Origin of the sequence: Buttiauxella sp. BIGb0471, from assembly GCF_024807715.1 — a bacterium.
GTDB classification, from domain to species: domain Bacteria; phylum Pseudomonadota; class Gammaproteobacteria; order Enterobacterales; family Enterobacteriaceae; genus Buttiauxella; species Buttiauxella agrestis.
In genome coordinates this window covers 739,892-764,819 of record NZ_JANUEU010000002.1, presented here as the reverse complement: position 1 = coordinate 764,819, position 24,928 = coordinate 739,892, and the positions used below count along the sequence as shown (strand labels likewise).

The following is a 24,928-nucleotide window of genomic DNA, read 5'->3' as shown; positions in this document are numbered from 1 at the left end:
ACGATAATTTATCTCATTGAGAATTCCTTTCGAGCCTTCTTTAATCGCTTATAAAAGAGTACGAATAGAAAAAATGGTTGTTAAAGAGCTCATTCAACATGAAGTTGTGCCTGTCTGCGAACAGGAACCCCAGCTGCGTGGGGATTATCATTGGTATCATTCAATTACCGGAAAAGTTGCTATCTATCTGATGCTAGGGGTTTTAATTGCCTATGGCATTGGTTCAGGCGCTGGAGTTTTTGAAGTAAACCGTATTTCGCACGAACAATGGTACAAACAAGCCGCCACCAATTCTCAAATCACCAGTTATATTATTCGTAATATTTATACCTCCACCACGGTTAAATCCAACCACGAAGGACAAGTGGTTTCCATTGAATCCGAACGACCGCTCAGTGATGATGAAACCATTATCCAGACCGGATTTAACCCGGCCGATATGCTGACCCTGGTATCAACACAAACTCATAATCCAACCTGGTTATTGTTGTATGACAAGAAACACGGTTTTACCGACCTCAATAACACGGACGATATCTCGCAAAAAATCACCACCGCTGCGGATACCGCCAATAGATCAGCGTTAACGGCCTATTATCGCGGCTTCGCGGATATTGGCGGCAAAGAGTATTTCGTCGGTTCGATTCCTATCGTAGACCCCTCAGGAAAGTTACTCGGTGCCGTAGTAAGCAGTATCGGAGAACGGGACGCGCTATTTGCCACCCACAATGCACTGCTGAAAAATACGCTACTGATGCTGATTTTAATCCTCGGTATTACGGTTGTGGTGGTCAATTGGCTGGTGCGTAACCTCTTTCGCCCCGTGCCACGTCTGATTCAAGCGGTCTCACTTATCGCCGATGAAAAAACCGACCAGGTCACTCCTTTCCAGACCCAGGATGATGAAATCGGTGAACTGGCGAAAGCCATTGAAAAACTTCGTGTGGCTATGGTTGACCGGGGTTATCTGCAACGGATGCAGGAAATGGCGCAAAAAATGGAGTACATGGCGCATCATGACTCTTTGACGTTGCTGCCTAACAGGGTTTCTTATCGAAATTCTATCGATGAGCGGCTGATAAAATTGAGAACCGAGGGCCGCATTTTCAATCTGTTGCTCATCGATTTAGATAATTTCAAACCGGTTAATGATACTTACGGCCACGTGGTTGGCGACGAACTCCTTATTGAATCGTCGGTACGTCTGTGCGCAATTATCGGTGAAAAAGATATGGCTATTCGCCTGGGCGGCGATGAATTTGCCATTCTTCAGGAAGTGCAACGCGACTCAATTCTTGAAGCACAAACGCTGGCAAGAAAAGTGCTGGCGACGCTGAACGAACCGTTCACCTGTAGCGGGAATACGTTTTCTATCAGTGGCAGCATCGGGATTTCCTGTGCTCCGCAACATGGGAACACCCGTGAAGATTTATTCGCCCATGCCGATCTTGCGTTGTACACCTCTAAAAGTTTCGGCCGCAATTGTTTCCATTTTTATTCTCCGGGGATGACGATGAACCCTTCCAATAACCTGATCTTTAGCCAGGAAATTGAGAACGGCATCAGAAATAATGAGTTTTTCCTGCACTACCAAAAAATTGTCAGCCTCGATAACTGCCGCAGCGAAGGCTATGAAGCGCTGGTCCGCTGGCAGCACCCGGTTCGTGGACAACTGCAACCCCATCATTTTATTTCTGTTTCTGAAGATATAGGGCTGATTGCCCGGCTTGGCGAGTGGCTGATACGCAGCGCCTGCATAGATGCGGCTAACTGGCCCGTGGCGAAAACCGTTTCAGTGAATGTTTCCCCGCACCAGCTTCGTCATCCGAGAATTTTAGATACCATTCGGAACGCCTTGCGTGACAGCGGCCTGGATCCTGCCCGTCTGGAAATAGAAATTACCGGTTCTGAGCCGTTGGACAGAGAAATTATCCTTCCTATTCTTAATGCCATCCAGGCGCTGGGGATAGGAATTGTTCTCGATGGGTTCGGCACGGGCTTTGCCACGCTCGATTACTTAATTATTTTCCCGTTCAGCCACATCAAAATTGCCCGCCCACTGATTGATATGCTCGATAAGTGCGAGGACAGGCAGGCGTTAGTGAGTATGTTGGTTCGTTACGCGCTACAACGTGGGCTGAAAGTCACCGCTGAAGGCGTTGAAACCCAGCAACAGTATGAATTCTTGCTCTCACTGGGCGGCGTAAACATGACGGCACAAGGCTTTTACTTTGGCAGAGCCGTAGAAAATTCAAATGTAGTGGCAGAACTGGAGCAAGAGAAAATGGAGCAATAATGTCACTTTTAATCAATCACTTATATCAAATATTATTCTCTGCGGGCGCAGCATTAATATTTTCCCTTGGTATGCTCACTCCTTCGAGCGGCCACGCGGAAGACATTTTGGCTCGTATCACCCAAAGCAAAACCATCACTCTGAGTTATCAGACAGATGTATTTCCTTATTCTTATTTCGAAAATAATAAGCCACAAGGTTATTCCATTGATATCTGCCATAAACTGATCGGCATGATTAAGCAGGAGTTAAAGCTTCCTGAGCTTCGCATCAAATGGGTTCCCGTCACCACGGCCACACAATTTATCACCATCAAAAATAAAAGCATCGATATGGGCTGCATCCCCACGATTTACACGGCAGAAAGGCAAAAAATCGTGACGTTTTCTGAGCCGTATTTCTTCTCAGCGACCCGCTTTGTGTCGCGTATGGAAGATGATATTACGGATATTGAAGAGCTGAACGGCCATACGGTTATCGTGAAAAGTGGTACGGTGTTTGTCAGACATATTCAGCAAGCGAACGCCCAGCACCAACTGTCGCTCAATATTGATCTCGGCACCGACAATATGAAAGCCTTTACCGACCTGGAAAGTGGCAGAACGCCGGTTATTGTCTCCAGCGACGTGTTACTGCTTGCGCAAATAGCGCTTTCTGGACACCCTCAAGCATTCAGGATTTCTGCGGACACTCTCAGTCCACGGCTACCCGTTGCCATGCCGATGCAGAAAGGTAATCCTAAATTTACCGCGCTTATTAATACTTCGATGAAACGTCTGCTGCGCAGTGCGGATTTCACCACTATTTATAACAGATGGTTTTTGCAACCGATAATGCCTGAAGGGATCACGCTCAACTTGCCATTATCGCCAGAATTGAAGCAAATCGTTTCATCAGATGCCCCTTACGCTTATTAACTATTTTTCGTTGGTGTGAACAGCGAAGAGAAAGACAAACTATAAAGTCCATATATGAAATCCAAACCGTTCCTGAGTTATATATTAAGTTTGTTTATGCTATTTACCGTTACAGCGGTGAAAGCAGAACCGAATATGTCTACGCTGGAAAGAATTTCCAGCCATAAAATCATCAATATTGGCTATCGCGATGCGCCGCCCTATTCCTACAAAACTCGTGATGGACAGGTTGTTGGGTATGTCATTGAATTGTGCAAAAACGTGACAGAGAGTCTGAAAAAGAACCTGCACATTAATCATCTGGAAGTTAACTATATTCCTGTGCCCATATCCATGCGCATCACGATGCTAAAACATAATGCGATTGATATGGATTGTTCGGTTAATACGGATACCGTAAAACGCCGAAGCGTCGTTTCATTCTCCCGCCATTATCTGTTAGTTCAAACACGATTCGGTACCCCAACCGGGACGAATATTCATACTTTTTTAGACTTAGCGGGCAGAACAATCAGTGTAACCAAGGGGACGGCAGACTTAATTAGTGCTAATACCCTCAATCGAGTACAGAATCTTAATCTATTTGTTTTGACTCAACCTACAATGAAAGATGCCTTTATTACTATGACTCAGCATAAGAGTTTTGCGACAGCAACGAATGAGGTGTCGCTTAGGGAACTGATTGAAAGTAGTGAACATCCTGAAGATTATCAGATGTCAGATCTGACGCTGGGTACGCCACAAAATCTGGGCATCATGCTCCGTTATGACGATCAAGAATTCAAAAAAATAGTCGATGCCTCTCTGGCAGAACGGTTCAAGCGCCATGATTTTAAGTCATTTTATGATCAATGGTTTAATAGCGTCTTACCCGATAAAAACGTCAACCTGCATCTTCCTCTAACAGCTGAAATGTATAAATATATTGCACAGAACACCTGATTTTAAAAATATAACTCCGCGCAATAAAAAAGGGAGAAAGTAAACTTTCTCCCTTAATACGCGATATTAATTACATCAGTTGAAGCAACATGCAGAAAAACATTCCGCACAAAACACCATATAACAAATTGCTCTGCGCCGTTTTACGCACACGTTTTTGAGAATGAATGGTAACGTCTTCCAGTCTTTTACGAACGTTGCGCGAAACCTGTGTATGGTGTGTTATGACATCTTTTGAACAGTGCCGGAACCTTGCGATGTCATCCCGTATAAACTCATCAACAACGCCTTTATTGGCTTTGAGTTCGCGGACAATTCCTTCAAGCATTTTTTCCATGCCTTTTACCCGCAGGACAACATCTTCTTCCATTTCCAGTGACAGCATAATCCAAATCCATGATTAATTATAACACCTGGGGGTAATTCATTTACCACCCATCCCTTTCAAGATAATAATGTCGTCAAGAAACAACCTAAGCAAGACAATAAACATTAATAAAACTTAAGTTGAAAATATTTCAGGTGAATTGACGCTATTTTGTTCACCAATAAAAAAATAATTAATCGCGCTCTCCATTGGTTATTGCATCAATACTTTCGGGTAACAAACGAATTTCAGCCGCGCGGCGATGAGCCTGCATTCCTTCAGTGCGACTTTGGCGCACAGCAGGTTGCGCGACTGCTGCAATTCCATGGTCGTCAATCCACTGGTGGGTGCAAATTTTCACATACGCGCCAACCCACAAACCGCCGGTATAGCGAGCCGCAGCCATGGTAGGCAAAGTATGGTTGGTTCCGCAACACTTGTCAGAGAACACAACGCTGGCATTTTGTCCGATGAACAACGAACCATAATTACGGATTTTGCTGGCCGTCGCATGTGGGTCACGGGTGTGCACTTGCAGATGTTCCGTGGCCATATGGTCTGCCCAGGCGATGAGTTGTTCCTCGTCGCGGCAAATCACAATTTCGCCCTGACGTTTCCAGGCTTCACCTGCGGTTACTGCCGTGGGTAAATTCGACAGCTGGCGTTCAATTTCAGCCAGCGTCGCGCGGGCGATTTGTGGACTGGTGGTCGCCATCCCGACGCGGGTATGCACATCATGTTCAGCCTGAGCCAACAGGTCCGCAGCCAGAATTCGCGGGTCTGCGCTGTCATCAGCAATCACATAAATCTCACTTGGCCCAGCCAGTGCGTCGATGCCGACTTTACCAAACACCTGGCGTTTAGCTTCGTTAACAAAGGCGTTGCCCGGCCCGACAACTTTATCCACTACCGGGATAGATTCTGTCCCCCAGGCCATGGCGGCAATCGCCTGTGCGCCACCAACCTTGAAGATGCGGTGCGCCCCCGCAAGGTGGCAAATGGCTATCATCGCCGGCTGTGCCCCCGGCGGCAGACAGGCAATGATCTGGTCACATCCCGCCACTACCGCTGGGACAATTGACATTACCGGCGCGGATAAAATGGGGTAACGCCCGCCTGGCACATAACAGCCCACCGTCTGAATAGGGATAATGCGGTGCCCGAGATGCACGCCCGGCAGCGTTTCGATATCCAGCGGTTGCATGGTTGCCAGTTGCGCCTGCGCAAAGCGTTTAACCTGCGCAATGGCAAACTCGCTGTCCTTGCGCGTTTGCGGGTCGAGTTCCGCCAGTGCGCTGGCAATTTCATGTTCCGAAACTTCAAATTTGTCCGGTGTGGTTTTATCAAACTTTGCCGAGTAGTCACGCAGCGCGGCATCGCCACGCTCGCGCACCTGGTCGATAATATTCTGCACCGTCTCGGTTAGCGTGCGGTCAGCCTGAACATCTTGCCCCTGCGGGCGTTTAATAAACTCAACATCAGCCTCAGAAATCGTACCCATTTCTTACTCCTCCATTTGTCCCAGTTTAATTTGTGCCAGCAGAGCCAGATGGTCGTAGACCACCCATTCATCAACGATTTTGCCGTTGACGATGTGATAGTGGGACATACCCATAACGAAGAGGCGCTCACCGGTCGGTTTACCCAGCTCGCCGTAACCCAGATGGTGGCCTTCCATGATCCAACGCACCGCCACTTTGGTGCCGCCTTCTTCGCAAGGATTGGAGCAGACATGCTGCGGCATCCACGCCCCGTCCGGGATCATGCCAATCAGCGCCAGCGTCTGGTGGATAACTGCCGCCTGACCGTACAACTCTTTCATCAGCGGACCATGCCACTGTACATTCGGGGCATACACATCTTTGATTTTGCCGAGCATGCGACGGTTATAAATTTCGTGCAGCCAGCGCAGGCACTGCTCTTCGGTATCGGTATGAGCAATGGAAACGTCACATTCCATTTCCGGTGGATATTGCCCGACCATGCGGCGGTTTTCGCCAATATCGGTGACACGGAAGCCCTTATCGAACTGCTCCTTCGCCATGCCATAGGCTATTGCATCGGTATCCAGCCCCAACTGACGCATCATCGCCATGTTGTCGCTGACCACCCACTCACGATAAATCTTGTTTTCGTGGATCATGCAGTCCGCCACGGTGCGGGTCACAAACGTGCGGTTAGTGGGTTTACCCAGATGGCTGTACTGAGTGTGACGGCCAGTGCCGGTTACCAGGTGGGAGGTGTAAAAACCGTCAACGTCGTTACCATTCCAGATAACTTGCGTTGCCATACCGCGACGTTCCGGGAAGGCAATTAAGCGCTGCAACGTATCCTGCACAACCTGCTCGCGGTTATACATGGTGCCGAGTGCGTTATATAAAACACAGTTGTGGGTATAGTGGGTGTAAATTAAACCAACGTCACGCTCGTCCCATATTTTATGGGTGCAACGCACAATGTAATCGACAATATCCGTATAACAATCATCAAAGCCACGCAATGATTGCACACGCGGACGTTTCTCCGGAACTAAATCAATAAAGTCGCGGCGTTCCACTTGTAAGACAGGTTCATCGCGCGTGGATTTTACATTGGTTTTTTCCGAAGCTACCGGCGTTTTATTGGTTGTTTCAGTTGAAGACATATGATCTCCTGCGTTATTTGATTGCGCTATTGGTATTGTCAGCGCACATTATTCAGGGATAGGAATATCCCTCACCTGCAAATGGCGATAATATTTATTTCCTGGGTTAGCTATTTGGCGAGGAGATTATCCTCGCCAATAAATATAATTAATTAAAAATCTGTGACCATATCGCTAATTCATCCACGCCCAGATATTCCCGGATAATTAACCCATCGCGTAATTCCAGTTGGCTAATACCGGTAATAGAAACCGGGCGACGGGTCGGCGTACCGAATTTCCCATAACCGTCGTGCCAGGTTAACAGCGACCAGCGCAACGAGAGGCGCACCGGTTCATTGGCATCGCGGCGCACCACCAGATGATGGAGATGCGTTTCGCTGTCGGCGAACGACGCGCGGTATCCCGAAAGAAAACCGCCGATATCCTGCTCGCCCGTGCACAACACGTGGCCCGGCCCATGCAGCGTTGCCGCTGGATGGTAAAGCCCCGGCACCACACCGCTGTTGCCACCTGCCCACATCGACAAATAGCGTTCGACCAGTCCCGCCAGCGGGCCGTCAACGTCATCCCCTTCAGGGCCGCCCGCCCAACGCGCGTCCATCTCTTCGGCACTGATATTTTCCAGCCCGGCTTCACGACGTGAATCAGCGAGTTGCCTCGCAAAATCACGCACTTCCATGCCCGTTTGCAAAATGATGGCTGCGCGATCTTGCAATAACCACTCCTGGCGCACCGCACCTTCAGCGCAAATGCGATCCGCCCAGGTACGCACCCAAATCGATTTGCCGCTCGGTTTCCCAAAGAATCCCTCGCCCTGATGCTGGATACAGGCCACCGTGCGTTGCGCGGCGTAATATTCAAACTGTGGCGAATGGGTACAGAGAATATCTTCGGTTAGCACCGTGCGCTGCGGGAAACTGTGCATCGCTTCAAGCGTGAGCCGCATAAATTGCGACAGGTCATTGAGCTGTTTTTCCGGAGTGTTAAATACCACCGGAGTGGCGTAGAAATCTGCCAGTTGGCCGATATCTTTTTGCTCCCACACCACATGGGTCAGCGTCAAAATAAACTGCTGGATAGAATCAAACTGAGGGCTAAAGCCCGGCAACCTGGTCATTCAACCTCCTGCGGCTGGAACAATGACAGCCCATCTTTTTCGATAACGCCAAATTGTGGCCGCCTTGCGGAATGACGCACCACCAGCACACCAGGAACCACAACCTGTTCCGGTTCAATGTTTTCACTTTCAATCTGTTTCATCAGTAGCGCTATGGTGGCCCCGACCATGGCATCAACAGGCTGAGATGCCGACGTCAAAGCGTAAGACGGCCAACCGGAAGGGCCGGTATCGTCATAACCGATGACCGAAAGATCTTCTGGAATCCGCAGGCCAAATTCGAACCGGGCAACATCCATCACGGTGAGCGCCATATGATCGTTGGCGGCAAAAATGGCATCCGGTGGCTGTGGCGAGGAAAACAGTTCCCAGGCCGCTTTTGCGGTTTTTCTGGCATCGTAATCCCCCTGCACCACGCGGACATCCTTAATTCCGTGGTGATTAAGCGTATTGATATACCCGCTCTGCCGCGCCAGGTTGACCGAAGAATCAGAAAGCCCGGCCACATACGCAAAATGCTGGTGATCTCCGGCGAGCAGGAATTCTGCAATCTGTTTGGCCGCCGCTTCGTTGTCCGTATTCACGCTGGAAGCCGTGGCATTTTCTTCGCTGCGATTAAACAGCACTACCGGAATACCAGCAGCGACACACTCTTCGGAAAGCTCGACCGACAGCGAAACCGACGCCAGCACGATCCCGTCAACCCGGTATTGCATGATCTGGTCGAAAATCCGGTCGACGTTACCATCGCGATCGCCCACAAACAGCAACAGGTGGTAATTCAGCTCATCGAGTTTTTGCGCCAGTGCTTCCAGAACCTGCGGGTAAAACTGGTTATCAAAATAGGACATCACCACACCCACAATCCTTGAGCGGGCGGTGTTCAGGGATCGGGCAATGGCATTTGGCCGATAGCCCAATTCACGCGCCGCCTTCAGCACTTTTTCACGCGTTGCCGGAGAAATACTCGCTCCTGGCGTGAAAGTGCGCGATACCGCCGATTGTGATACTCCCGCTATTTGCGCCACTTGCTGAGAAGTCACGGGGCCAAAAGTCTTACGTTTCATGATTTGGTAGTCCTTATCCACATCCCTCTGGAATGCCTGTTTTTTATACTTACACCATCTTTGCATGCGTATGCAACAGACAAAATTATTTTTTTCACATTTACACTATCGACCTTTACAAAATTGAAACCTTTTCGTAACTTCAACTTTTGAATACGTATGCAGAACACAAAAAATACGCCGTCAGTTTTACCGGTGACGCAAGTTAGCGACAAAGGATTGCACCGGTTAATGCCGTACTTGATTGGTTATAACCCATTAATATTTAAGAGGTTCACCACATGTTTCGTGCACTCTTTAGTCGATCCGAAGTCAGACTGTTTTTTACCATTAGCGTGTTGTTCTTCATATGCATCCACAGTATTGATGCGTTCCTCGCTCCGATGTTAATCAGCGAAGGAATGCAGCCAGAAGTGGTGGGAATGATTATGGGCGCCAGTGGATTAGCCACGTTATTTATCCGTTTCCCGATTGGCATTTTGTCGGACGTGGTGAAGAGCCGAAAAATATTTATCCAGTTCAGCCTGCTGTTACCGATGGTGACCTGGCCGATAGCCTACCTGGAACCCACCGCCGTGACATTGTACCTGGCGAAAGCCGCCGATGGATTCACCGCGGCGACCTGGGTTTTGTATAACATCCTGTTTATTCGCTATTTTGATAAAAAAGATGCACCTGCCGCTGTGGCATTGCTGGCACTTGCCGGGCCATTAGGGGTTTTCCTCGGCAACTGTATTGGTGGCGCGTTAATCCACTTTTTTGACAAGAACATCGGCTATTTTGTCTCAAGCGTATCGGCGCTGCTGGCATTAATTCTGACGTTTCGTATTAAAGAAGTTCACGATGCCGCCCGCGCACCCACGCTTAAAGCCTGTATCAATAGTGCGAAGCGCCAGCTCGCGGATTCTTCCGTGTGGTTTATTGGCCTGCTGGCCACCATTGTCATCCTGGTGCCTTTCGCCACCCGCGATACGCTGACCCCTATTTATGCCCAACAGCTCGGCGCGAAAGCCGGTATTTTGACCTTGCTGAGTAATATCCATTTGATCTTCTACGCGCTGGCGATAGCAATGTGTAGTTCGGTGTTTTATAAACGCCTGGGACTGGTAAACACCGCCGTTATTGGCATTATCCTGCAAGTGATTTCCAGTATTGGCATTCCTTTCACCAGCAATATGTACCTCATCTATTTCTTACAGGCGATGGCGGGCTTCTCGTTTGGTATGGCGTTCGCCGTATTTATGTCGTTAAGCGTGGTGAATACTGTTGAAGATGAACAATCAACGCGCATGGGCTTATTCCAGACCATTTATTCTGTCGGCATGTTTGTCGGCCCGGTCGCCATGGGCTTGATGTTGCAGCACATTAATTTGTCTTCCGGGTATCTGATGATTGGCGCACTGTGTGTGATCGCGGCTTTCCTCACCCCCATGGCGGCACGCAGTGTGGAGCAGCGCCAGATTAAAGCGGCGCAAAAGAATCTACCGAAAGTTTCATCTGCACAGGAATATGCCAATAAAACCAGCCAGTAAATTTAACCCTTAGTCATTTATTTAATCCGATTCACCCCATTCACCCGCAATGCCGGGCGGGATAAATACGCATTAAAAATCACAGGAGAGCGTCATGGCGCAATATTTAAAAACCAGTAAGTCATTATCTGAACGCCAGCAAGCCAATAAACAGGTCAGTATTGTGGTGGAAAATACGCTGGCTGATATTGAACAACGCGGCAATCAGGCGATTCGTGAGTTATCCATTAAGTTCGATAATTACGATCGCCAGGATTATCGTTTATCGCAGAGTGAAATTAATGCCTGCATCAAACAATTAAGCCGTCAGGATATTAAAGATATCGAGTTTGCCCAGCAGCAAGTATTTAATTTTGCTACTGCGCAAAAAAGCTGCCTGACCGATCTTGAAATCGAAACCCGTCCCGGCGTTATTCTGGGTCATAAAAACATTCCGATTAATGCCGTCGGTTGTTATGTCCCGGGTGGGAAATATCCGCTGCTGGCTTCGGCGCATATGTCGATTATTACGGCAAACGTAGCGGGGTGTTCGCGCATTGTGAGCTGTGCGCCGCCGTTTAATGGTCGCCCTGCCCCGGCGATTGTCGCCGCCCAGGCGATGGCAGGTGCATCCGAGATTTACGCGTTAGGCGGTATTCAGGCCATCGGTGCGATGGCGCTCGGCACCGACACTATCGCGCCTGTGGATATGCTGGTCGGCCCCGGTAATGCCTTCGTTGCAGAAGCTAAACGCCAGTTATTTGGGCGCGTCGGCATCGACTTGTTCGCCGGGCCAACGGAAACGCTGGTGATTGCCGACGAAACGGTAGATGCCGAAATCTGCGCCACCGACCTGCTGGGCCAGGCCGAACACGGCGTGACCACCCCTGCGATTCTGCTCACCAATTCGGTGAAACTGGCACAAGAAACGATCCGTGAAGTCGAGCGCCTGCTGACGCAATTGCCCACCGCAGAAATTGCCCGCCAGGCATGGCGCGATTACGGTGAAGTGATTGTTTGCGACAGTTACGAGGAGATGTTGCAGGAAGCCGACCGCATCGCCTCCGAGCATGTGCAGGTGATGACCAATCGCGACGACTGGTTCCTCGCCAATATGACCAACTTTGGCGCGCTATTCCTTGGCCCGCGCACCAATGTGGCTTACGGCGATAAAGTCATCGGCACCAACCATACCCTGCCAACGCAGAAAGCAGCGCGTTATACCGGCGGACTATGGGTCGGTAAGTTTATGAAAACCTGCACCTGGCAGAAAGTGCTGAGTGATGAAGCCTCTACAGAAATTGGCAGCTATTGCTCACGCTTGTGCCAACTCGAAGGTTTCTCGGGCCATGCGGAGCAAGCCAATATTCGCGTGCGTCGTTACGGCAACCAGGATGTGCCATATGCAGGCTCGGTTCCGGCGGCGGATATTGAGAAGGCATCGTAATGATGGCGCTTCCTCGCACCCCGGAATTCCGCCTCGATAATCAGCGGGCTTTAGTGACTGGCGGTTCTCGTGGTATCGGTTTTGCGGCGGCCATCGCCCTGGCACGCGCCGGGGCGCAGGTGTGGATTATTGCTCGCCAGGCGCAACAGCTTGAGGACGCCGTTAAAAGTGCGGCCGCAGAAGGTCTGCAATTAAACAGCCTTGCGCTGGATATTACCGATACCGCGCAGGTTGGTGCTGCTTTGGCAGCACTGCCGGGCTTCGACATTCTGGTCAACAGCGCCGGGCTTGCGCGTCATCAGCCCTTTCTTGAAGTGAGTGAAGAAAATTTTGATGCGGTGATGGCGCTCAATCTGCGGGCAACCTTCTTTATTAGCCAGTGGGTCGCACGCAGCATGAAAATGCGCCAGGTTCCCGGTTCAATTATTCACATCTCCTCGCAAATGGGGCATGTCGGTGGCCCGCAACGCAGCGTTTATTGTGCTTCTAAGTTTGCCCTTGAGGGTTTGACGAAAACGATGGCGCTGGAATTGGGCGAGTCGGGTATTCGGGTGAATACCTTGTGCCCGACGTTTATTGAAACTGAGCTGTCGCGTGCGAATCTCGCAGACCCGGCGTTCAGTCGCTATGTGTTGGACAACATAAAGCTCAAGCGGCTGGGGACGCTGGAGGATGTGATGGGACCGGTGGTGTTTCTCGCCTCGCCCGCTTCTGCCCTGATTACCGGCACGGCATTAATGGTCGATGGCGGGTGGACAGCAACATGAAGACGATGCCTTTGCTGGAAAACCATCACGCGCCATTGATTCTGCTCGGCGGAACGCTGTGCAACGGGCGGCTGTGGCAGCCGTTAACTGAACAGTTAAACGTCAGCTCTTTCAGCTGCATCACGCTCAGCGCGGGCAAATCAGCGCATGAGCTGGCAACTCAGTTGCTCGAGGTTTTACCGCCGCGCTTTTGCCTGGCGGGGTTTTCACTCGGGGCGATGGTTGCCCTGCAAATGGTGGCGTTGGCACCGCATCGAATTGCCGGTCTGGCGCTGCTGTCCGTGAACCCGCTGCGGGATTTACCCGCTAACGCGGCCGGGCGTCGTGCGGCGGTGAAAGAAGCGGCACGCCTGGGAATTGCACCGTGGCTCACGAAAACTCTCTGGCCGAAGTATGTCGCCCCGCATCGTCTGGATAACGCGTCGCTTCACCAGACAATCGTACAAATGGCTGAAGAGTGCGGCATTGCGGTTTTTGCAGACCAGACTGAGGTGGCGATTTCACGCGATGACCATCGCGCGGCTCTGGCCACGTTTCCCTCTCCGATACTCATCATCAACGGCGCGTATGACGCCATTTGTACCCATTCACATCACCAGTCGGTTGCCGCTGCCGCTGCTCATGCCCGCTGGATAACGCTTCCCGAAAGCGGACATTTCTTACCGCTTGAAGAACCGAAACTGGTGGCAATCGCCATGCGCAACTGGATACAGGAGTCACAACCATGAGAAAAAATCCGCTCAAAGCGGCCTTTCGCCAGCAGCAACCCATCATTAATGGATGGCTGGCGATACCTTCGGGCTACAGCGCCGAAATCATCGGGCATCAGGGCTATGATTCAGTCACCGTCGATATGCAGCACGGCATGATTGATTTCGCCAGCGCGTTGTCGATGCTTCAGGCCATTTCGGCGACGCCTGCCACGCCGCTGGCCCGCGTGAACACCAACGAACCGGCGCAAATCATGCGCCTGCTTGATGCCGGAGCCTGGGGAATCATCTGCCCGATGATTTCGACGGCGGAACAAGCGCGGCAGTTTGTTTCAGCCTGCCGCTACCCGCCACTCGGTAACCGTTCTTTCGGCCCGGCGCGCGCCCTTTTATACGGCGGCAAAGATTACCCGCAGTATGCCAATGAAGAGATCCTGACGCTGGCGATGATTGAAACCCGTGAAGGGCTGGAAAATCTCGACGCGATTATGGATACCGCCGGGCTGGACGGCGTATTTATCGGGCCGAACGACCTTTCCTTAACTCTCACGGGAAGTGCCAGCGCCGAGTCGCAACACCCTGAAATGTTAGCCGCGATAGAGTTAGTGCTGAGTCGTTGCAAAGCACATAACAAGCTCGCCGGGATTTTTTGCACTTCCGGGCAGGCCGCCGCCCATCGAATTGAGCAGGGCTTTAACTTTGTGACCCCGGCCAATGACGTTATGCAACTGGGCAGTGCGTCACGCACCGCTATCGCCGCCGCGCGGAGTGAAGCCGCGCCAACCAGTGGCGCATCTGGATATTAATCGAGGACATTATGCAAAATATTACTCTGACCCAAGAAGAGGCCCAGCGCCGCCTGGTGCGCCCGGAAGACCGCGTGTCCTGTAGCGTGGCGTTTATCGACTGCAAACTGCCCGGCTCGCATCTTAAGCAAAATTACTCATTTATTGGCCCAGGCGTGACGCAGTCGGCTTCGCAAGTGGTGAATATTCCTGAGCCGCACGGCTTTAATATCGGTGCGGCGGCGATGCCAAAAGGCGTCACTAATAATCTGCATCTGCATTTCACCGCCGAAGTGTTTTTGATTCATGAAGGGAGCTGGCGTTTCCGCTGGGGCGCTAATGGCGAGCATCAGGCTGAATTCAGCGCACCCGCTATTTTGTCTATCCCTACATGGATTTTCCGCGGTTTTACTAACGTCAGCCCAAATGATACCTGCGGCATGGTGTTCACCGTTTTAGGGGGCAATAACACCGGCGGGATTATCTGGCATCCGTCGATACTTGAGGCCGCAAGCGAATATGGTTTGTATCTGAGCCGCGACAATATGCTGATTGATGTCGAGGCCGGCGACAAACTTCCCGCGCAATATGAGTTGTTGCAGCCGCTGGGGGCGGAACATATCGCCGCGTTGCGCGATTATTCGATAGAGGAAATGAGCCAGCGCGCCGTGACGGGCGAGCAGCGGACATGGTCGGCGAACGCTCTGCTGGATTCTGTTTTGCCCGGACACGGTGGCGAACTGGCTCCGGTGATTGGCTATGGAATATCACAGGATCTGCATAACACGCCGCCAATTCTTAACCCGCATGGTTTCTCTGTGGAGTGGCTGCGCATTCAGGACCAGCATCGCGTTGGCTTGCATTTCTGCCCGGACGTCCAGGTTTTGATGGTGTTTAAAGGGACGCTGGAAGTTACGTGGAATCGAGCGGGAGACGAAGTCACGATTGTGGCTGAAGAAGGTTCGGTGATTTCAGTTCCTGCCAATAGCTGGCGTCAGTACCGGGCGCTGGATGGCGTAATGGAAGCCACGCTGACCACTCAGGGCGATCATCGTAAAAAGATTTACTGGGATGCGGAAGTTATTGAGCAAGCGCTGGAGCGGGATCGCTGTCTCGATCCCGATGGCTACGTGGCAACGGCAAGTATCCTGCCTGCAACCGCGCGCCGGGCGGGTGAGAAAATAGCTCGCGCCTTATAGGCGAGATCAAAGCAAGATTCTCACTTTTTGCAGGGACGCATGCGGTGCGAAACATTGCCGCGTAATGCGCTTATTTCTGAGTGTTTACGCGGCTTGCCAGTGCGGAAAGATCGTTATCGGAAAATGGGCTTTCCATCGCAAAATCCCATTCGTGTGCGGCACAAATCCCATCGCTGCCCCCCTGGTTTTCACATTGCGCAATTCTTTTTGCCGGAGCATTCCCGCATACCAACAGGAAAGCGACAACCACAACACCGGGGATAAACCACTTAATCATGACAAAAATTCTTCATTAATATAAAAGCCGTCAACAGGACGTTAATGCTCATCGATCCTGTCATTCAAAAAAATATTATATTCCGCAATTATATTTTAAGGAATAACTCATATTTATTATAAATGACTAAAAAAGTTGCAAAGTCGCGCCCAGGGTCGCTGAGATCAGGAATGAGTCTCCCCAACCTTTTGCGACGCCAAGTTTGTTAATAACCACTTAACGCACTGATAACACTTCGCCGTATTTCTGCGCATTCCGTATTTGAAACAGCGTTTTCAATTCCTTTCGGAGCAAGTTACCTCTATAATGTGCTCGTCTTGACTTGAATGGTTTCAGCGCATTGAACTGTCCTAATACACTAGAAAGCAATCAATATCCCCGGCAGGCTGAACCGCAAGCACACTTTCCTCTGCACGCTTTATTTCTGTCACCTATCCTTACCGGGTGGCACATGAACAATACCAGCTTTAGTTTGCGCTCCGGCGCCCGTATCGACCGGAACCGAATTTTCACAATCCTTCTCAACTTACAGATAAGACTGTCATGAAAAAGACTAAAATTGTTTGCACCATCGGTCCGAAAACCGAATCCGAAGAAATGCTGAGCAAAATGCTTGATGCTGGCATGAACGTAATGCGTCTGAACTTCTCCCACGGTGACTACGAAGAACACGGTCAGCGTATCAAGAACCTGCGCAACGTAATGGAAAAAACCGGTAAGAAAGCAGCGATCCTGCTGGACACCAAAGGTCCTGAAATCCGCACTATCAAACTGGAAGGCGGCAACGACGTCTCTCTGAAAGCAGGTCAGACCTTTACTTTCACCACCGACAAAACTGTTGTGGGTAACAGCGATATCGTTGCTGTCACTTACGAAGGTTTCACCAGCGACCTGAGCGTTGGTAACACCGTACTGGTTGACGATGGTCTGATCGGTATGGAAGTCACTGCAATCGAAGGCAAAAACGTTGTTTGTAAAGTACTGAACAACGGCGACCTGGGCGAAAACAAAGGCGTTAACCTGCCGGGCGTTTCCATCGCGCTGCCAGCTTTGGCTGAAAAAGACAAACAAGACCTGGTGTTCGGTTGCGAGCAAGGCGTTGATTTCGTAGCGGCTTCCTTCATCCGTAAACGTTCTGACGTTGTTGAAATCCGTGAGCACTTAAAAGCGCATGGCGGCGAGAACATCCAGATCATCTCCAAAATCGAAAACCAGGAAGGCCTGAACAACTTCGACGAAATCCTCGAAGCTTCTGACGGCATCATGGTTGCTCGTGGTGACCTGGGCGTTGAAATCCCGGTTGAAGAAGTTATCTTCGCGCAGAAGATGATGATTGAAAAATGTGTTCGCGCTCGTAAAGTTGTTATCACTGCAACTCAGATGCTCGACTCCATGATCAAAAACCCACGCCCTACTCGCGCAGAAGCGGGTGACGTTGCTAACGCCATCATCGACGGCACCGACGCAGTAATGCTGTCTGGTGAGTCTGCTAAAGGTAAATACCCACTGGAAGCTGTGACCATCATGGCTACCATCTGTGAGCGTACTGACCGCGTGATGACCAGCCGTCTGGATAACAACCATGACAGCCGTAAACTGCGTATCACCGAAGCAGTTTGCCGTGGTGCGGTTGAAACTGCAGAAAACCTGGCAGCTCCAATCATTGTTGTTGCAACTCAGGGCGGCAAATCAGCTAAAGCTGTGCGTAAATACTTCCCGAATGCAACTATCCTGGCGCTGACCACCAATGAAGTGACTGCTCGTCAGTTAGTTCTGAGCAAAGGTGTGATTCCACAGCTGGTTAAAGAAATCGCCTCTACTGATGATTTCTACCGTCTGGGTAAAGAAGTTGCACTGGAGAGCGGTTTAGCTCGTAAAGGCGACATCGTAGTGATGGTTTCTGGTGCATTAGTACCAAGTGGCACCACCAATACTGCGTCCGTTCACGTACTGTAAATTTCCTGTGAACGAATAATTTGCTAAAAAAGCGCCTTCGGGCGCTTTTTTTATGGGGTTTAATAGACTGTCTGAAATAAAAATCAAATCGGCTTGCTCTATTTAAGATGCAATTTAGTAAGATGAATCCGATTAAAATCCTCTGTTTTTTCTATTTTTTTTAGTTTTTAGCCCCGGTTCGGTGTTTCTTTGAGCGAACGATCAAATTTAAGTGCATTCCCATCAAAAATTTATTCTCAAGATAAAAAACTTTGTGTAATACTTGTAACGCTACATGGAGATTAACTCAATCTAGAGGGTATTAATAATGAATCGTACTAAACTGGTACTGGGCGCGGTAATCCTGGCTTCTACTATGCTGGCAGGTTGTTCTTCTAACGCTAAAATCGATCAACTGTCTTCTGACGTTCAGACTCTGAACGCTAAAGTTGATCAGCTGAGCAACGACGTGAACGCAATGCGTTCTGACGTTCAAGCTGCTAAAGACGACGCAGCACGCGCTAACCAGCGTCTGGACAACCAAGCTCACTCTTACCGTAAGTAAGAGTACTTGTATTAAAATGGCGCACATTGTGCGCCATTTTTTTTGCCTGTCATTCCTGTTCCCGTAAAAACTCCGCTAGTTCATCACCACGCTGTTTTGTCCGCTAACCAGACTTCCGCTACCGTTCGGCGCTATCGTGCCGCCAGTGGACGCTTTGACGCTCTGTATTGGCGTGATGTTAACCGGTTGCGATGGCACCCCCTGCGGCGCATTCACCAGCACCGGATAACCCGCTCGCCGTACAATAGCGCTATCAACCTGCGCCTTGTCGCTCATAGAGTTATCGATGAACGATGCGAAAGAGGCATTAATCGCAATCGGCACGGTCTGTGGGTTTTCCCAATCATTGCGCGACAGCGGTTGATGCACTTCCACAAATCGCCTGCCGTCCGGCTCAATAGTAAATTTCACCGGCTCATTAATGATTTGCACTCGTGTGCCCCAGGCCACCTGGCTAAACAGCGCCTTAATATCTGGCGCCCGCATGCGCATGCAACCAGAACTCACGCGCAACCCAATGCTGTTACGTGCGTTGGTACCATGAATCAGATATTCACCCCCACCCTGTTCAAGACGCAGCGCATAGCGGCCAAGCGGGTTATTCGGCCCGGCAGGGACCACTGCGGGCAACGTAATTCCTTGCGCGGCAGAACGTGCACGAATATTCGCCGTCGGCGTCCAGGTCGGATTAGGGATTTTCTGGCTGATACGCGTCACCATAACCGGTGTTTCACGCCCAAGCTGGCCAATTCCCAATGGATAGACTTCGACACGATTCTGCCCTGGCGGATAGTAATACAGCCGCAGTTCAGCAAGATTAATCACAATACCGACTCGCGGCGTATCCGGCAGGATCATTTGAGAAGGAATGGTCAATTCACTGCCCGGTTTTGGCAGGAAAGGATCGACAGTATTATTTGCCTCCAGAAGTAATAACACGCCGGTATTATATTTCGCGGCTACCGCTTCGAGGTTTTTACCATCATTCGGAACTATATAAGTTTGATTCACGCCAATAATCCGGCTGCCCGGTGGCGGGAGTAAATAATCAACAGCCCATGCCGACTGGCTTGCAGCCAGGGCGCTTACCAACATAAGTGTTATTTGAGAGAACGCGCGTTTCATACTGAATTCCTGTATTCACCGGCTGAACGCCGGAATGCTGAAAGCCATGCGAGGCAATAAAATTACCTCGCGTTAACAGGATGAAAGCTGTTCTAAGAGTTTAGCTAAGATTGGTGGCTTTGGTGCGGATTGCGCGGATCATTGCCTCAAGCCCCTGAGAGCGAGACGGCGTAAGATGTTGAGCAAGTTCAAGTTTCTCAAACCATGGGCGCACATCAAACGCGACAATATCCTGCGCAGTCATCTGTTGGTAGAGAATAAATACGATAGCAATCAGCCCTTTGACAATCGCGGCGTCACTGTCACCCTCAAGCGTAATCACGCCATCCGGCTGCTGATGCATCACAATCCACACCTGGCTTTGGCAGCCCTGAATGGTATTTTCCGCTCTATGTTCAGCCGGTGGTAGTTCAGGTAACCGCCCACCAAGCTCAATGATATAGAGATATTTCTCTTCCCAATTACTACAGCGGCTGAAATTCTTCAGCAGTTTTTCTTTGTCTGGCAACGTAGCCATGGCTTTCTCCGTGTTAGCCCAGCAGGCGATGGATGCGTTGTAATCCCGTAACCAGGCGGTCCACCTCTTCTTCGGTATTGTACATCGCAAACGAAGCACGACACATTGCCGGAACCTTGTAGAACGCCATCAACGGCATCGCGCAGTGGTGCCCGGTTCGTACCGCAATACCATAGTTATCAAGGAAGCTGCCGACATCATAAGCATGATGTTTACCGAGGTTGAACGCGATAACACCGAGCCGCTGCTCAGGGCCATAAATCGTTAAATCCGGCACCGCTTGCAACGACTGCTGCGCGTAGCGCATAAGCGATTGCTCGTACTCGCCCACCTCTGCCAACCCCAGATTTTCAACATATCGCAAAGCGGCACCCAGCCCAATAATCCCGGCTGTATTTGGCGTTCCCGCCTCAAAACGCCACGGAGCGGCGGCGTAAGTCGTACCTTCTGTGAGACTCACACTGGCAATCATCGACCCGCCCCCTTCCCACGGCGGCATGTTTTGCAGGATTTCTTCACGCGCATACAGCACGCCAATTCCCGTCGGGCCGTAAATTTTATGACCGGAGAAAAGATAGAAATCGCAATCCAGTGCCTGCACATCAATGGCGTGATGCATGATGGCCTGCGCACCGTCCACCAGCACTTTTACGCCGGCCTGATGCGCAGTCGCAATCATTTGTTGTACCGGGTTTTCGGTGCCCAGTACGTTTGAAACATGCGTAATCGCCAGCAGTTTTGTGTGCTCATCAATCAGCGTCGGGAACACTTCGAGTTGTAACGTGCCGTCCTGATTGAGTGGGATAACGCGCAACGTCGCTCCCGTGTGTTCGCACAGAATTTGCCACGGCACGATATTGGCGTGGTGTTCCATCGCAGAAATAATAATATTATCTCCGCGCTGAATATTGGCTCGCCCCCAGCTGTTGGCAACCAGATTGATCCCCTCAGTGGTGCCTCGCACAAAGACAATCTCTTCAGGAGATCGCGCATTAATGAAGCGCGAAACCTGATTGCGCACGTTTTCCATGAGCTGCGTCGCTTCCGCGCTCAGCGTATGTATCCCGCGATGCACCGCCGCGTAACCGTGGCTGTAAAAGTCCAGTTCAGCGTCGATAACCGCCTGCGGCTTTTGCGCACTGGCCGCGCTGTCTAAATAGGCCAGCGGCTGGCCGTTGACTTCGCGGCTCAGAATGGGGAAATCAGCCCGCACCCGTTCGATGGAAAAACTCATGCATCGCCTCCCGCAAAGCGCTGGCCGATCCGCGCCAGAACCTGCTGTTTTAATGCTTCGTCGCGAATACTTTCCGTAAGCTGCGCGGCGAAGGCATAAATAATCATCTGTCTTGCGGCCTCTTCTTTAATGCCGCGCGAACGTAGATAGAACATCTGTTCGTCGTCGATGCGACCGATAGTCGCGCCATGACTACATTTCACGTCATCGGCATAAATTTCGAGCTGTGGTTTGGTGTCCACTTCCGCCAGACGCCCGAGCAACAGGTTATTGTTGGTCATCTGTCCATCGGTTTTAATGGCATGTTGAGCCACTTTAATCATGCCGTTGAACACCGCACGGCCTTTGTCACGCACGATAGTTTTGTGCAGCTGACGGCTATTGCAATAACCCTTGTTGTGCTCAAGCCAGGTTCGCGTGTCGCACACTTCGTTATTTATCGGCAACGCCAGGCTGTTCATGCGTAGTTGCGTGTTCTCGCCGTTAAGTTGCGTACTGGTGTTGTGGCGCAACACCGCTGCACCCAGCAGGAAGCTATTACTCTCAACCGTCGCATCCTGGCCGACCACTAAATCGTTATGAGCGAAGTGATAGCTCTGCGCATTTTCAAACGCCATTTTGTCATGGTGCAACTGGCTGTTTGCGCCGATTTCTGCGGTAAAGCGGGCACCCGTAAAATGCGCATGCTCGTCAAAACTCACGTAGTGCTCGATAACCGTCGCGTTTGCGCCTTCGCCCAGAGATAAATGGTGGCGATAATGTGCCGTATTCATCTCACCCTGCGCACTCCCCCGGCTGACGTGCATTAGCAACAACGCTCTTGCTGGGCTGTGATTACGCGCCACGCGAATATGCGTCACCGTTTCGGCGAGACTCTCGGTAAGATGCAGGAATACTTCACCCTGCACGGCGGCGGGCAGCGAGTCCCGTTGTTCATCGACGGTCACATCAAAACCACTGTGGGTAATATCGTCGCTCAGTTCACGGTTGAATCGCCCATCAACAAATACCAGCCGCCATGCGTCTACCGGCAATGCCAATTTATCGCGCTGAATTTCGCTCAACGATTCCTGCACAGGCAGAACAAACTGGTTATTCAGCAACCCATCAAGAGGCGTGTATTTCCAGTTTTCATGTTTGCGCGTCGGCAGCCCCAGGCGCAGCATTTGCTGCATATGTTCCTGAGCTTCTTTGCTGCGTTTATCACCCTGCGTTTCAAACAAATGATGCCATTGTTGCAGGGCATTGCCGTTACTGCTGTTCGGTAAGCCAGCCATAACCCTGCTCCTCCAGTTGTTTCACCAGACTGAAATCACCCGATTTCACGATTCGGCCCTGATACAGCACATGAACAAAATCAGGTTTGATATAGTCAAGGATACGCTGGTAGTGCGTGACGATAATGAATGAACGGTTGCCATCACGCAGGGAATTGACCCCTTCTGCGACAATTTTCAGCGCATCAATATCCAGCCCTGAGTCGGTTTCATCGAGAATACAAAGTTCAGGTTCCAGCACCGCCATTTGCAGAATGTCGTTGCGTTTTTTCTCACCACCAGAGAAACCAACGTTCACCGAACGCGTCAGTAAATCTTCTGGCATTTTCAGTAATTTGATTTTCTCTTCCATCAAATCCTGGAAATCAAAGCGGTCGAGTTCTTCTTTGCCCCGATATTCGCGCACCGCATTCAGCGCGGTTTGCAGGAAGAATTGGTTGCTGACGCCGGGAATTTCTACCGGATACTGAAATGCCATGAAAATGCCTTCGCCCGCTCGGTCTTCCGGCGATAATTCCAGTAAATCTTTGCCTTTGAAATGCACCTGCCCGCCGGTGACTTCATAATCTTCACGCCCGGCAAGCGTTGCGGAAAGCGTACTTTTCCCGGAGCCGTTCGGCCCCATGATGGCGTGTACTTCGCCCGGTTTTACTTCAAGGCTTAAGCCGCGCAGGATCTCTTTGTCCTCAACGCTTACCTGTAAATCTTTAATGCTCAGCATAATTTTCCCTTAATTCTTATCCGACACTGTGTTCGAGGCTAATCGCTAATAATTTTTGTGCTTCCACTGCGAACTCCAGCGGTAATTCCGAGAACACGTCTTTACAGAACCCGTTGACGATCATTGAAATCGCATCGTCCTGGGCGATGCCGCGTTGCAGGCAATAGAACAACTGGTCTTCACCGATGCGCGATGTCGTCGCTTCGTGCTCTAGCTGAGCAGTATTATTGCGGCACTCAACATACGGGAAAGTGTGCGCGCCGCTGTCCGGGCCAATAAGCATCGAATCGCACTGCGTAAAGTTACGGGCGTTGGTCGCTGTAGGCATGATTTTCACCAGTCCACGGTAGCTGTTCTGGCTATGCCCGGCAGAGATCCCTTTCGAGATAATGGTCGATTTGGTGTTTTTGCCGATGTGGATCATTTTGGTGCCGGTGTCCGCCTGCTGATGCCCTGCCGTCAGCGCCACCGAGAAGAATTCGCCGATGGAGTTATCACCGCGCAGGATCACACTCGGGTATTTCCAGGTGATTGCTGAACCCGTTTCAGACTGCGTCCAGGACATCTTGCTGTTCGCCCCTTCGCACAACGCACGCTTGGTCACGAAGTTGAGAATGCCGCCGGTGTTGCCGTCGCCCGGGAACCAGTTCTGTACGGTCGAGTATTTCACTTCAGCATCTTTATGGATGATGACTTCCACTACCGCTGCGTGAAGCTGGTAGCTATCGCGCACGGGAGCCGAGCACCCTTCGATATAACTGACATAACTTCCTTCGTCGGCGATTAAAATAGTGCGTTCGAACTGGCCGGTTTTTTCGGCATTGATGCGGAAATAAGTTGAAAGCTCCATTGGGCAACGCACGCCTTTCGGCACATAAATGAATGTGCCGTCGGAGGCCACTGCTGCATTTAACGCGGCAAAGAAGTTGTCGTTGCTGGGAACCACAGTGCCGAGATATTTTTGCACCAGTTCAGGGAACTCATGAATCGCTTCGCCAAAGGAGCAGAAAATAATGCCCTGTTCGGAGAGTTTTTCACGGTAAGTGGTCGCCACAGAAACAGAGTCAAAAATGGCATCCATGGCGATATTCGAGCCTTCATGCACCGGGACACCAAGCTGTTTAAACGCCTCTTCCACTTCGCCCGTCAAATACGCATTGCTGCCGGGTTGCTGAACCGCACCCGGTTGCGACTCGCAGTTATCGTCGCAACTCCCGCACGACGGCGCAGAGTAATAGCTGTAATCCTGATAGTTTAGCTTTTCGTAATTGGCTTTCAGCCAGTGTGGCTCTTCCATTTCAAGCCAGGCACGATAAGCACTCAGGCGAAATTCCAGCATCCACTCGGGCTCATTACGCCGCGCAGAGATCGCCCGCACCACATCTTCGTTGATGCCGTGCGCCATTTCGTCGGTTTTCAACTGGGTGAAAAAGCCTTCTTTATAAGAATGGCTGCCCGCCCAGGTTTGCACTTCTTCAGACGTTTCAGTGTTACGTGACATAATC

General features: G+C 50.7%; 23 protein-coding genes. 11 read left to right on the top strand and 12 right to left on the bottom strand.

Annotation, left to right across the window (positions count from 1 at the left end):
• Positions 1-73: 73 nt before the first annotated feature.
• From M2371_RS10215 to M2371_RS10205, 3 genes are all read left to right on the top strand, one after another.
• Positions 74-2,296 carry an EAL domain-containing protein gene (locus tag M2371_RS10215; protein ID WP_259267635.1) on the top strand — a complete coding sequence of 741 codons (2,223 nt, stop codon included), beginning with the start codon at positions 74-76 and terminating at the stop codon, positions 2,294-2,296.
• Positions 2,296-3,213: an amino acid ABC transporter substrate-binding protein gene (locus tag M2371_RS10210; RefSeq protein ID WP_259267634.1), complete on the top strand. Its 918-nt coding sequence runs from the start codon at positions 2,296-2,298 to the stop codon at positions 3,211-3,213. The genes M2371_RS10215 and M2371_RS10210 overlap by 1 nt, the downstream gene beginning before the upstream one ends.
• A 135-nt stretch (positions 3,214-3,348) precedes the next feature.
• A complete protein-coding gene (locus M2371_RS10205) occupies positions 3,349-4,155 on the top strand; it encodes a transporter substrate-binding domain-containing protein (protein WP_259267633.1) in 807 nt (268 codons plus the stop codon).
• A 70-nt stretch (positions 4,156-4,225) separates the two neighbouring features.
• Here M2371_RS10205 and M2371_RS10200 read toward each other — a convergent pair whose 3' ends face one another.
• The 5 genes from M2371_RS10200 to M2371_RS10180 form a co-directional block, all read right to left on the bottom strand.
• Entirely contained in the window at positions 4,226-4,540 is a 315-nt protein-coding gene (locus tag M2371_RS10200; RefSeq protein WP_259267632.1) for a hypothetical protein, read from the bottom strand.
• A 175-nt stretch (positions 4,541-4,715) separates the two neighbouring features.
• Positions 4,716-6,023, bottom strand: a complete 1,308-nt coding sequence (gene hisD / locus M2371_RS10195) for a histidinol dehydrogenase (protein ID WP_259267631.1) — start codon at positions 6,021-6,023, stop codon at positions 4,716-4,718.
• 3 nt (positions 6,024-6,026) lie between these two features.
• Positions 6,027-7,166 (bottom strand): ester cyclase, encoded by a 1,140-nt coding sequence (locus M2371_RS10190; protein WP_034494876.1) that lies wholly within the window; start codon positions 7,164-7,166, stop codon positions 6,027-6,029.
• Positions 7,167-7,314: 148 nt separating this feature from the next.
• Entirely contained in the window at positions 7,315-8,286 is a 972-nt protein-coding gene (locus tag M2371_RS10185) for a nuclear transport factor 2 family protein (RefSeq protein ID WP_172894587.1), read from the bottom strand.
• Positions 8,283-9,353 carry a LacI family DNA-binding transcriptional regulator gene (locus M2371_RS10180; RefSeq protein ID WP_259267630.1) on the bottom strand — a complete coding sequence of 357 codons (1,071 nt, stop codon included), beginning with the start codon at positions 9,351-9,353 and terminating at the stop codon, positions 8,283-8,285. Before M2371_RS10180 ends, M2371_RS10185 begins: the two co-directional genes overlap by 4 nt.
• 281 nt (positions 9,354-9,634) lie before the next feature.
• Here M2371_RS10180 and M2371_RS10175 point away from each other — a divergent pair, with 281 nt between their 5' ends.
• From M2371_RS10175 to M2371_RS10150, 6 genes are all read left to right on the top strand, one after another.
• Positions 9,635-10,885: an MFS transporter gene (locus M2371_RS10175; RefSeq protein ID WP_259267629.1), complete on the top strand. Its 1,251-nt coding sequence runs from the start codon at positions 9,635-9,637 to the stop codon at positions 10,883-10,885.
• Positions 10,886-10,979: 94 nt separating this feature from the next.
• The gene (gene hisD / locus M2371_RS10170) at positions 10,980-12,311 is read left to right on the top strand and encodes a histidinol dehydrogenase (RefSeq protein ID WP_172894593.1); all 1,332 of its coding nucleotides are present in this window, start codon (positions 10,980-10,982) and stop codon (positions 12,309-12,311) included.
• A complete protein-coding gene (locus M2371_RS10165) occupies positions 12,311-13,078 on the top strand; it encodes an SDR family NAD(P)-dependent oxidoreductase (RefSeq protein ID WP_232886833.1) in 768 nt (255 codons plus the stop codon). Before hisD (M2371_RS10170) ends, M2371_RS10165 begins: the two co-directional genes overlap by 1 nt.
• A complete protein-coding gene (locus tag M2371_RS10160; protein ID WP_259267628.1) occupies positions 13,075-13,806 on the top strand; it encodes an alpha/beta fold hydrolase in 732 nt (243 codons plus the stop codon). Before M2371_RS10165 ends, M2371_RS10160 begins: the two co-directional genes overlap by 4 nt.
• On the top strand, positions 13,803-14,594 hold the full coding sequence (locus M2371_RS10155) for an HpcH/HpaI aldolase/citrate lyase family protein (protein ID WP_259267627.1): 792 nt from the start codon (positions 13,803-13,805) through the stop codon (positions 14,592-14,594). Before M2371_RS10160 ends, M2371_RS10155 begins: the two co-directional genes overlap by 4 nt.
• An 11-nt stretch (positions 14,595-14,605) precedes the next feature.
• Entirely contained in the window at positions 14,606-15,772 is a 1,167-nt protein-coding gene (locus M2371_RS10150) for a cupin (protein ID WP_259267626.1), read from the top strand.
• 70 nt (positions 15,773-15,842) lie between these two features.
• Here M2371_RS10150 and M2371_RS10145 read toward each other — a convergent pair whose 3' ends face one another.
• Entirely contained in the window at positions 15,843-16,049 is a 207-nt protein-coding gene (locus M2371_RS10145) for a hypothetical protein (protein ID WP_259267625.1), read from the bottom strand.
• A 543-nt stretch (positions 16,050-16,592) separates the two neighbouring features.
• On the opposite strand from M2371_RS10145, the gene pykF reads away from it, so the two are divergent.
• Positions 16,593-18,005, top strand: coding sequence for a pyruvate kinase PykF (gene pykF, locus M2371_RS10140; protein WP_259267624.1), 1,413 nt, complete (start codon positions 16,593-16,595; stop codon positions 18,003-18,005).
• A gap of 307 nt (positions 18,006-18,312) precedes the next feature.
• On the top strand, positions 18,313-18,549 hold the full coding sequence (locus tag M2371_RS10135; RefSeq protein ID WP_034455915.1) for a major outer membrane lipoprotein: 237 nt from the start codon (positions 18,313-18,315) through the stop codon (positions 18,547-18,549).
• Between the two features lie 75 nt (positions 18,550-18,624).
• Here M2371_RS10135 and M2371_RS10130 read toward each other — a convergent pair whose 3' ends face one another.
• From M2371_RS10130 to sufB, 6 genes are all read right to left on the bottom strand, one after another.
• The gene (locus M2371_RS10130) at positions 18,625-19,674 is read right to left on the bottom strand and encodes a L,D-transpeptidase family protein (protein ID WP_034494868.1); all 1,050 of its coding nucleotides are present in this window, start codon (positions 19,672-19,674) and stop codon (positions 18,625-18,627) included.
• A 100-nt stretch (positions 19,675-19,774) separates the two neighbouring features.
• Positions 19,775-20,191 (bottom strand): cysteine desulfuration protein SufE, encoded by a 417-nt coding sequence (sufE, locus tag M2371_RS10125; protein WP_034494866.1) that lies wholly within the window; start codon positions 20,189-20,191, stop codon positions 19,775-19,777.
• Between the two features lie 13 nt (positions 20,192-20,204).
• Positions 20,205-21,425 (bottom strand): cysteine desulfurase SufS, encoded by a 1,221-nt coding sequence (sufS, locus tag M2371_RS10120; RefSeq protein WP_172894606.1) that lies wholly within the window; start codon positions 21,423-21,425, stop codon positions 20,205-20,207.
• Complete coding sequence (gene sufD, locus M2371_RS10115) at positions 21,422-22,702, bottom strand: Fe-S cluster assembly protein SufD (RefSeq protein ID WP_259267623.1); 1,281 nt, start codon at positions 22,700-22,702, stop codon at positions 21,422-21,424. Before sufD ends, sufS begins: the two co-directional genes overlap by 4 nt.
• Entirely contained in the window at positions 22,677-23,423 is a 747-nt protein-coding gene (gene sufC / locus M2371_RS10110; protein WP_034494859.1) for a Fe-S cluster assembly ATPase SufC, read from the bottom strand. Before sufC ends, sufD begins: the two co-directional genes overlap by 26 nt.
• A gap of 16 nt (positions 23,424-23,439) precedes the next feature.
• The gene (gene sufB / locus M2371_RS10105; protein WP_172894612.1) at positions 23,440-24,924 is read right to left on the bottom strand and encodes a Fe-S cluster assembly protein SufB; all 1,485 of its coding nucleotides are present in this window, start codon (positions 24,922-24,924) and stop codon (positions 23,440-23,442) included.
• Positions 24,925-24,928 lie beyond the last annotated feature (4 nt).

What these genes read in the sequence shown, in the direction of transcription:
- M2371_RS10190 (WP_034494876.1), bottom strand. Translation starts at nt 7,166, where the DNA reads ATGTCTTCAACTGAAACAACCAATAAAACGCCGGTAGCTTCGGAAAAA.
- M2371_RS10130 (WP_034494868.1), bottom strand. Translation starts at nt 19,674, where the DNA reads ATGAAACGCGCGTTCTCTCAAATAACACTTATGTTGGTAAGCGCCCTG.
- M2371_RS10210 (WP_259267634.1), top strand. Translation starts at nt 2,296, where the DNA reads ATGTCACTTTTAATCAATCACTTATATCAAATATTATTCTCTGCGGGC.
- M2371_RS10150 (WP_259267626.1), top strand. Translation starts at nt 14,606, where the DNA reads ATGCAAAATATTACTCTGACCCAAGAAGAGGCCCAGCGCCGCCTGGTG.
- M2371_RS10200 (WP_259267632.1), bottom strand. Translation starts at nt 4,540, where the DNA reads ATGCTGTCACTGGAAATGGAAGAAGATGTTGTCCTGCGGGTAAAAGGC.
- sufC (WP_034494859.1), bottom strand. Translation starts at nt 23,423, where the DNA reads ATGCTGAGCATTAAAGATTTACAGGTAAGCGTTGAGGACAAAGAGATC.
- M2371_RS10185 (WP_172894587.1), bottom strand. Translation starts at nt 8,286, where the DNA reads ATGACCAGGTTGCCGGGCTTTAGCCCTCAGTTTGATTCTATCCAGCAG.
- M2371_RS10165 (WP_232886833.1), top strand. Translation starts at nt 12,311, where the DNA reads ATGATGGCGCTTCCTCGCACCCCGGAATTCCGCCTCGATAATCAGCGG.
- M2371_RS10215 (WP_259267635.1), top strand. Translation starts at nt 74, where the DNA reads ATGGTTGTTAAAGAGCTCATTCAACATGAAGTTGTGCCTGTCTGCGAA.
- hisD (WP_259267631.1), bottom strand. Translation starts at nt 6,023, where the DNA reads ATGGGTACGATTTCTGAGGCTGATGTTGAGTTTATTAAACGCCCGCAG.
- M2371_RS10160 (WP_259267628.1), top strand. Translation starts at nt 13,075, where the DNA reads ATGAAGACGATGCCTTTGCTGGAAAACCATCACGCGCCATTGATTCTG.
- sufD (WP_259267623.1), bottom strand. Translation starts at nt 22,702, where the DNA reads ATGGCTGGCTTACCGAACAGCAGTAACGGCAATGCCCTGCAACAATGG.
- M2371_RS10155 (WP_259267627.1), top strand. Translation starts at nt 13,803, where the DNA reads ATGAGAAAAAATCCGCTCAAAGCGGCCTTTCGCCAGCAGCAACCCATC.
- sufB (WP_172894612.1), bottom strand. Translation starts at nt 24,924, where the DNA reads ATGTCACGTAACACTGAAACGTCTGAAGAAGTGCAAACCTGGGCGGGC.
- M2371_RS10205 (WP_259267633.1), top strand. Translation starts at nt 3,349, where the DNA reads ATGTCTACGCTGGAAAGAATTTCCAGCCATAAAATCATCAATATTGGC.
- M2371_RS10145 (WP_259267625.1), bottom strand. Translation starts at nt 16,049, where the DNA reads ATGATTAAGTGGTTTATCCCCGGTGTTGTGGTTGTCGCTTTCCTGTTG.
- hisD (WP_172894593.1), top strand. Translation starts at nt 10,980, where the DNA reads ATGGCGCAATATTTAAAAACCAGTAAGTCATTATCTGAACGCCAGCAA.
- M2371_RS10175 (WP_259267629.1), top strand. Translation starts at nt 9,635, where the DNA reads ATGTTTCGTGCACTCTTTAGTCGATCCGAAGTCAGACTGTTTTTTACC.
- pykF (WP_259267624.1), top strand. Translation starts at nt 16,593, where the DNA reads ATGAAAAAGACTAAAATTGTTTGCACCATCGGTCCGAAAACCGAATCC.
- sufE (WP_034494866.1), bottom strand. Translation starts at nt 20,191, where the DNA reads ATGGCTACGTTGCCAGACAAAGAAAAACTGCTGAAGAATTTCAGCCGC.
- M2371_RS10180 (WP_259267630.1), bottom strand. Translation starts at nt 9,353, where the DNA reads ATGAAACGTAAGACTTTTGGCCCCGTGACTTCTCAGCAAGTGGCGCAA.
- sufS (WP_172894606.1), bottom strand. Translation starts at nt 21,425, where the DNA reads ATGAGTTTTTCCATCGAACGGGTGCGGGCTGATTTCCCCATTCTGAGC.
- M2371_RS10135 (WP_034455915.1), top strand. Translation starts at nt 18,313, where the DNA reads ATGAATCGTACTAAACTGGTACTGGGCGCGGTAATCCTGGCTTCTACT.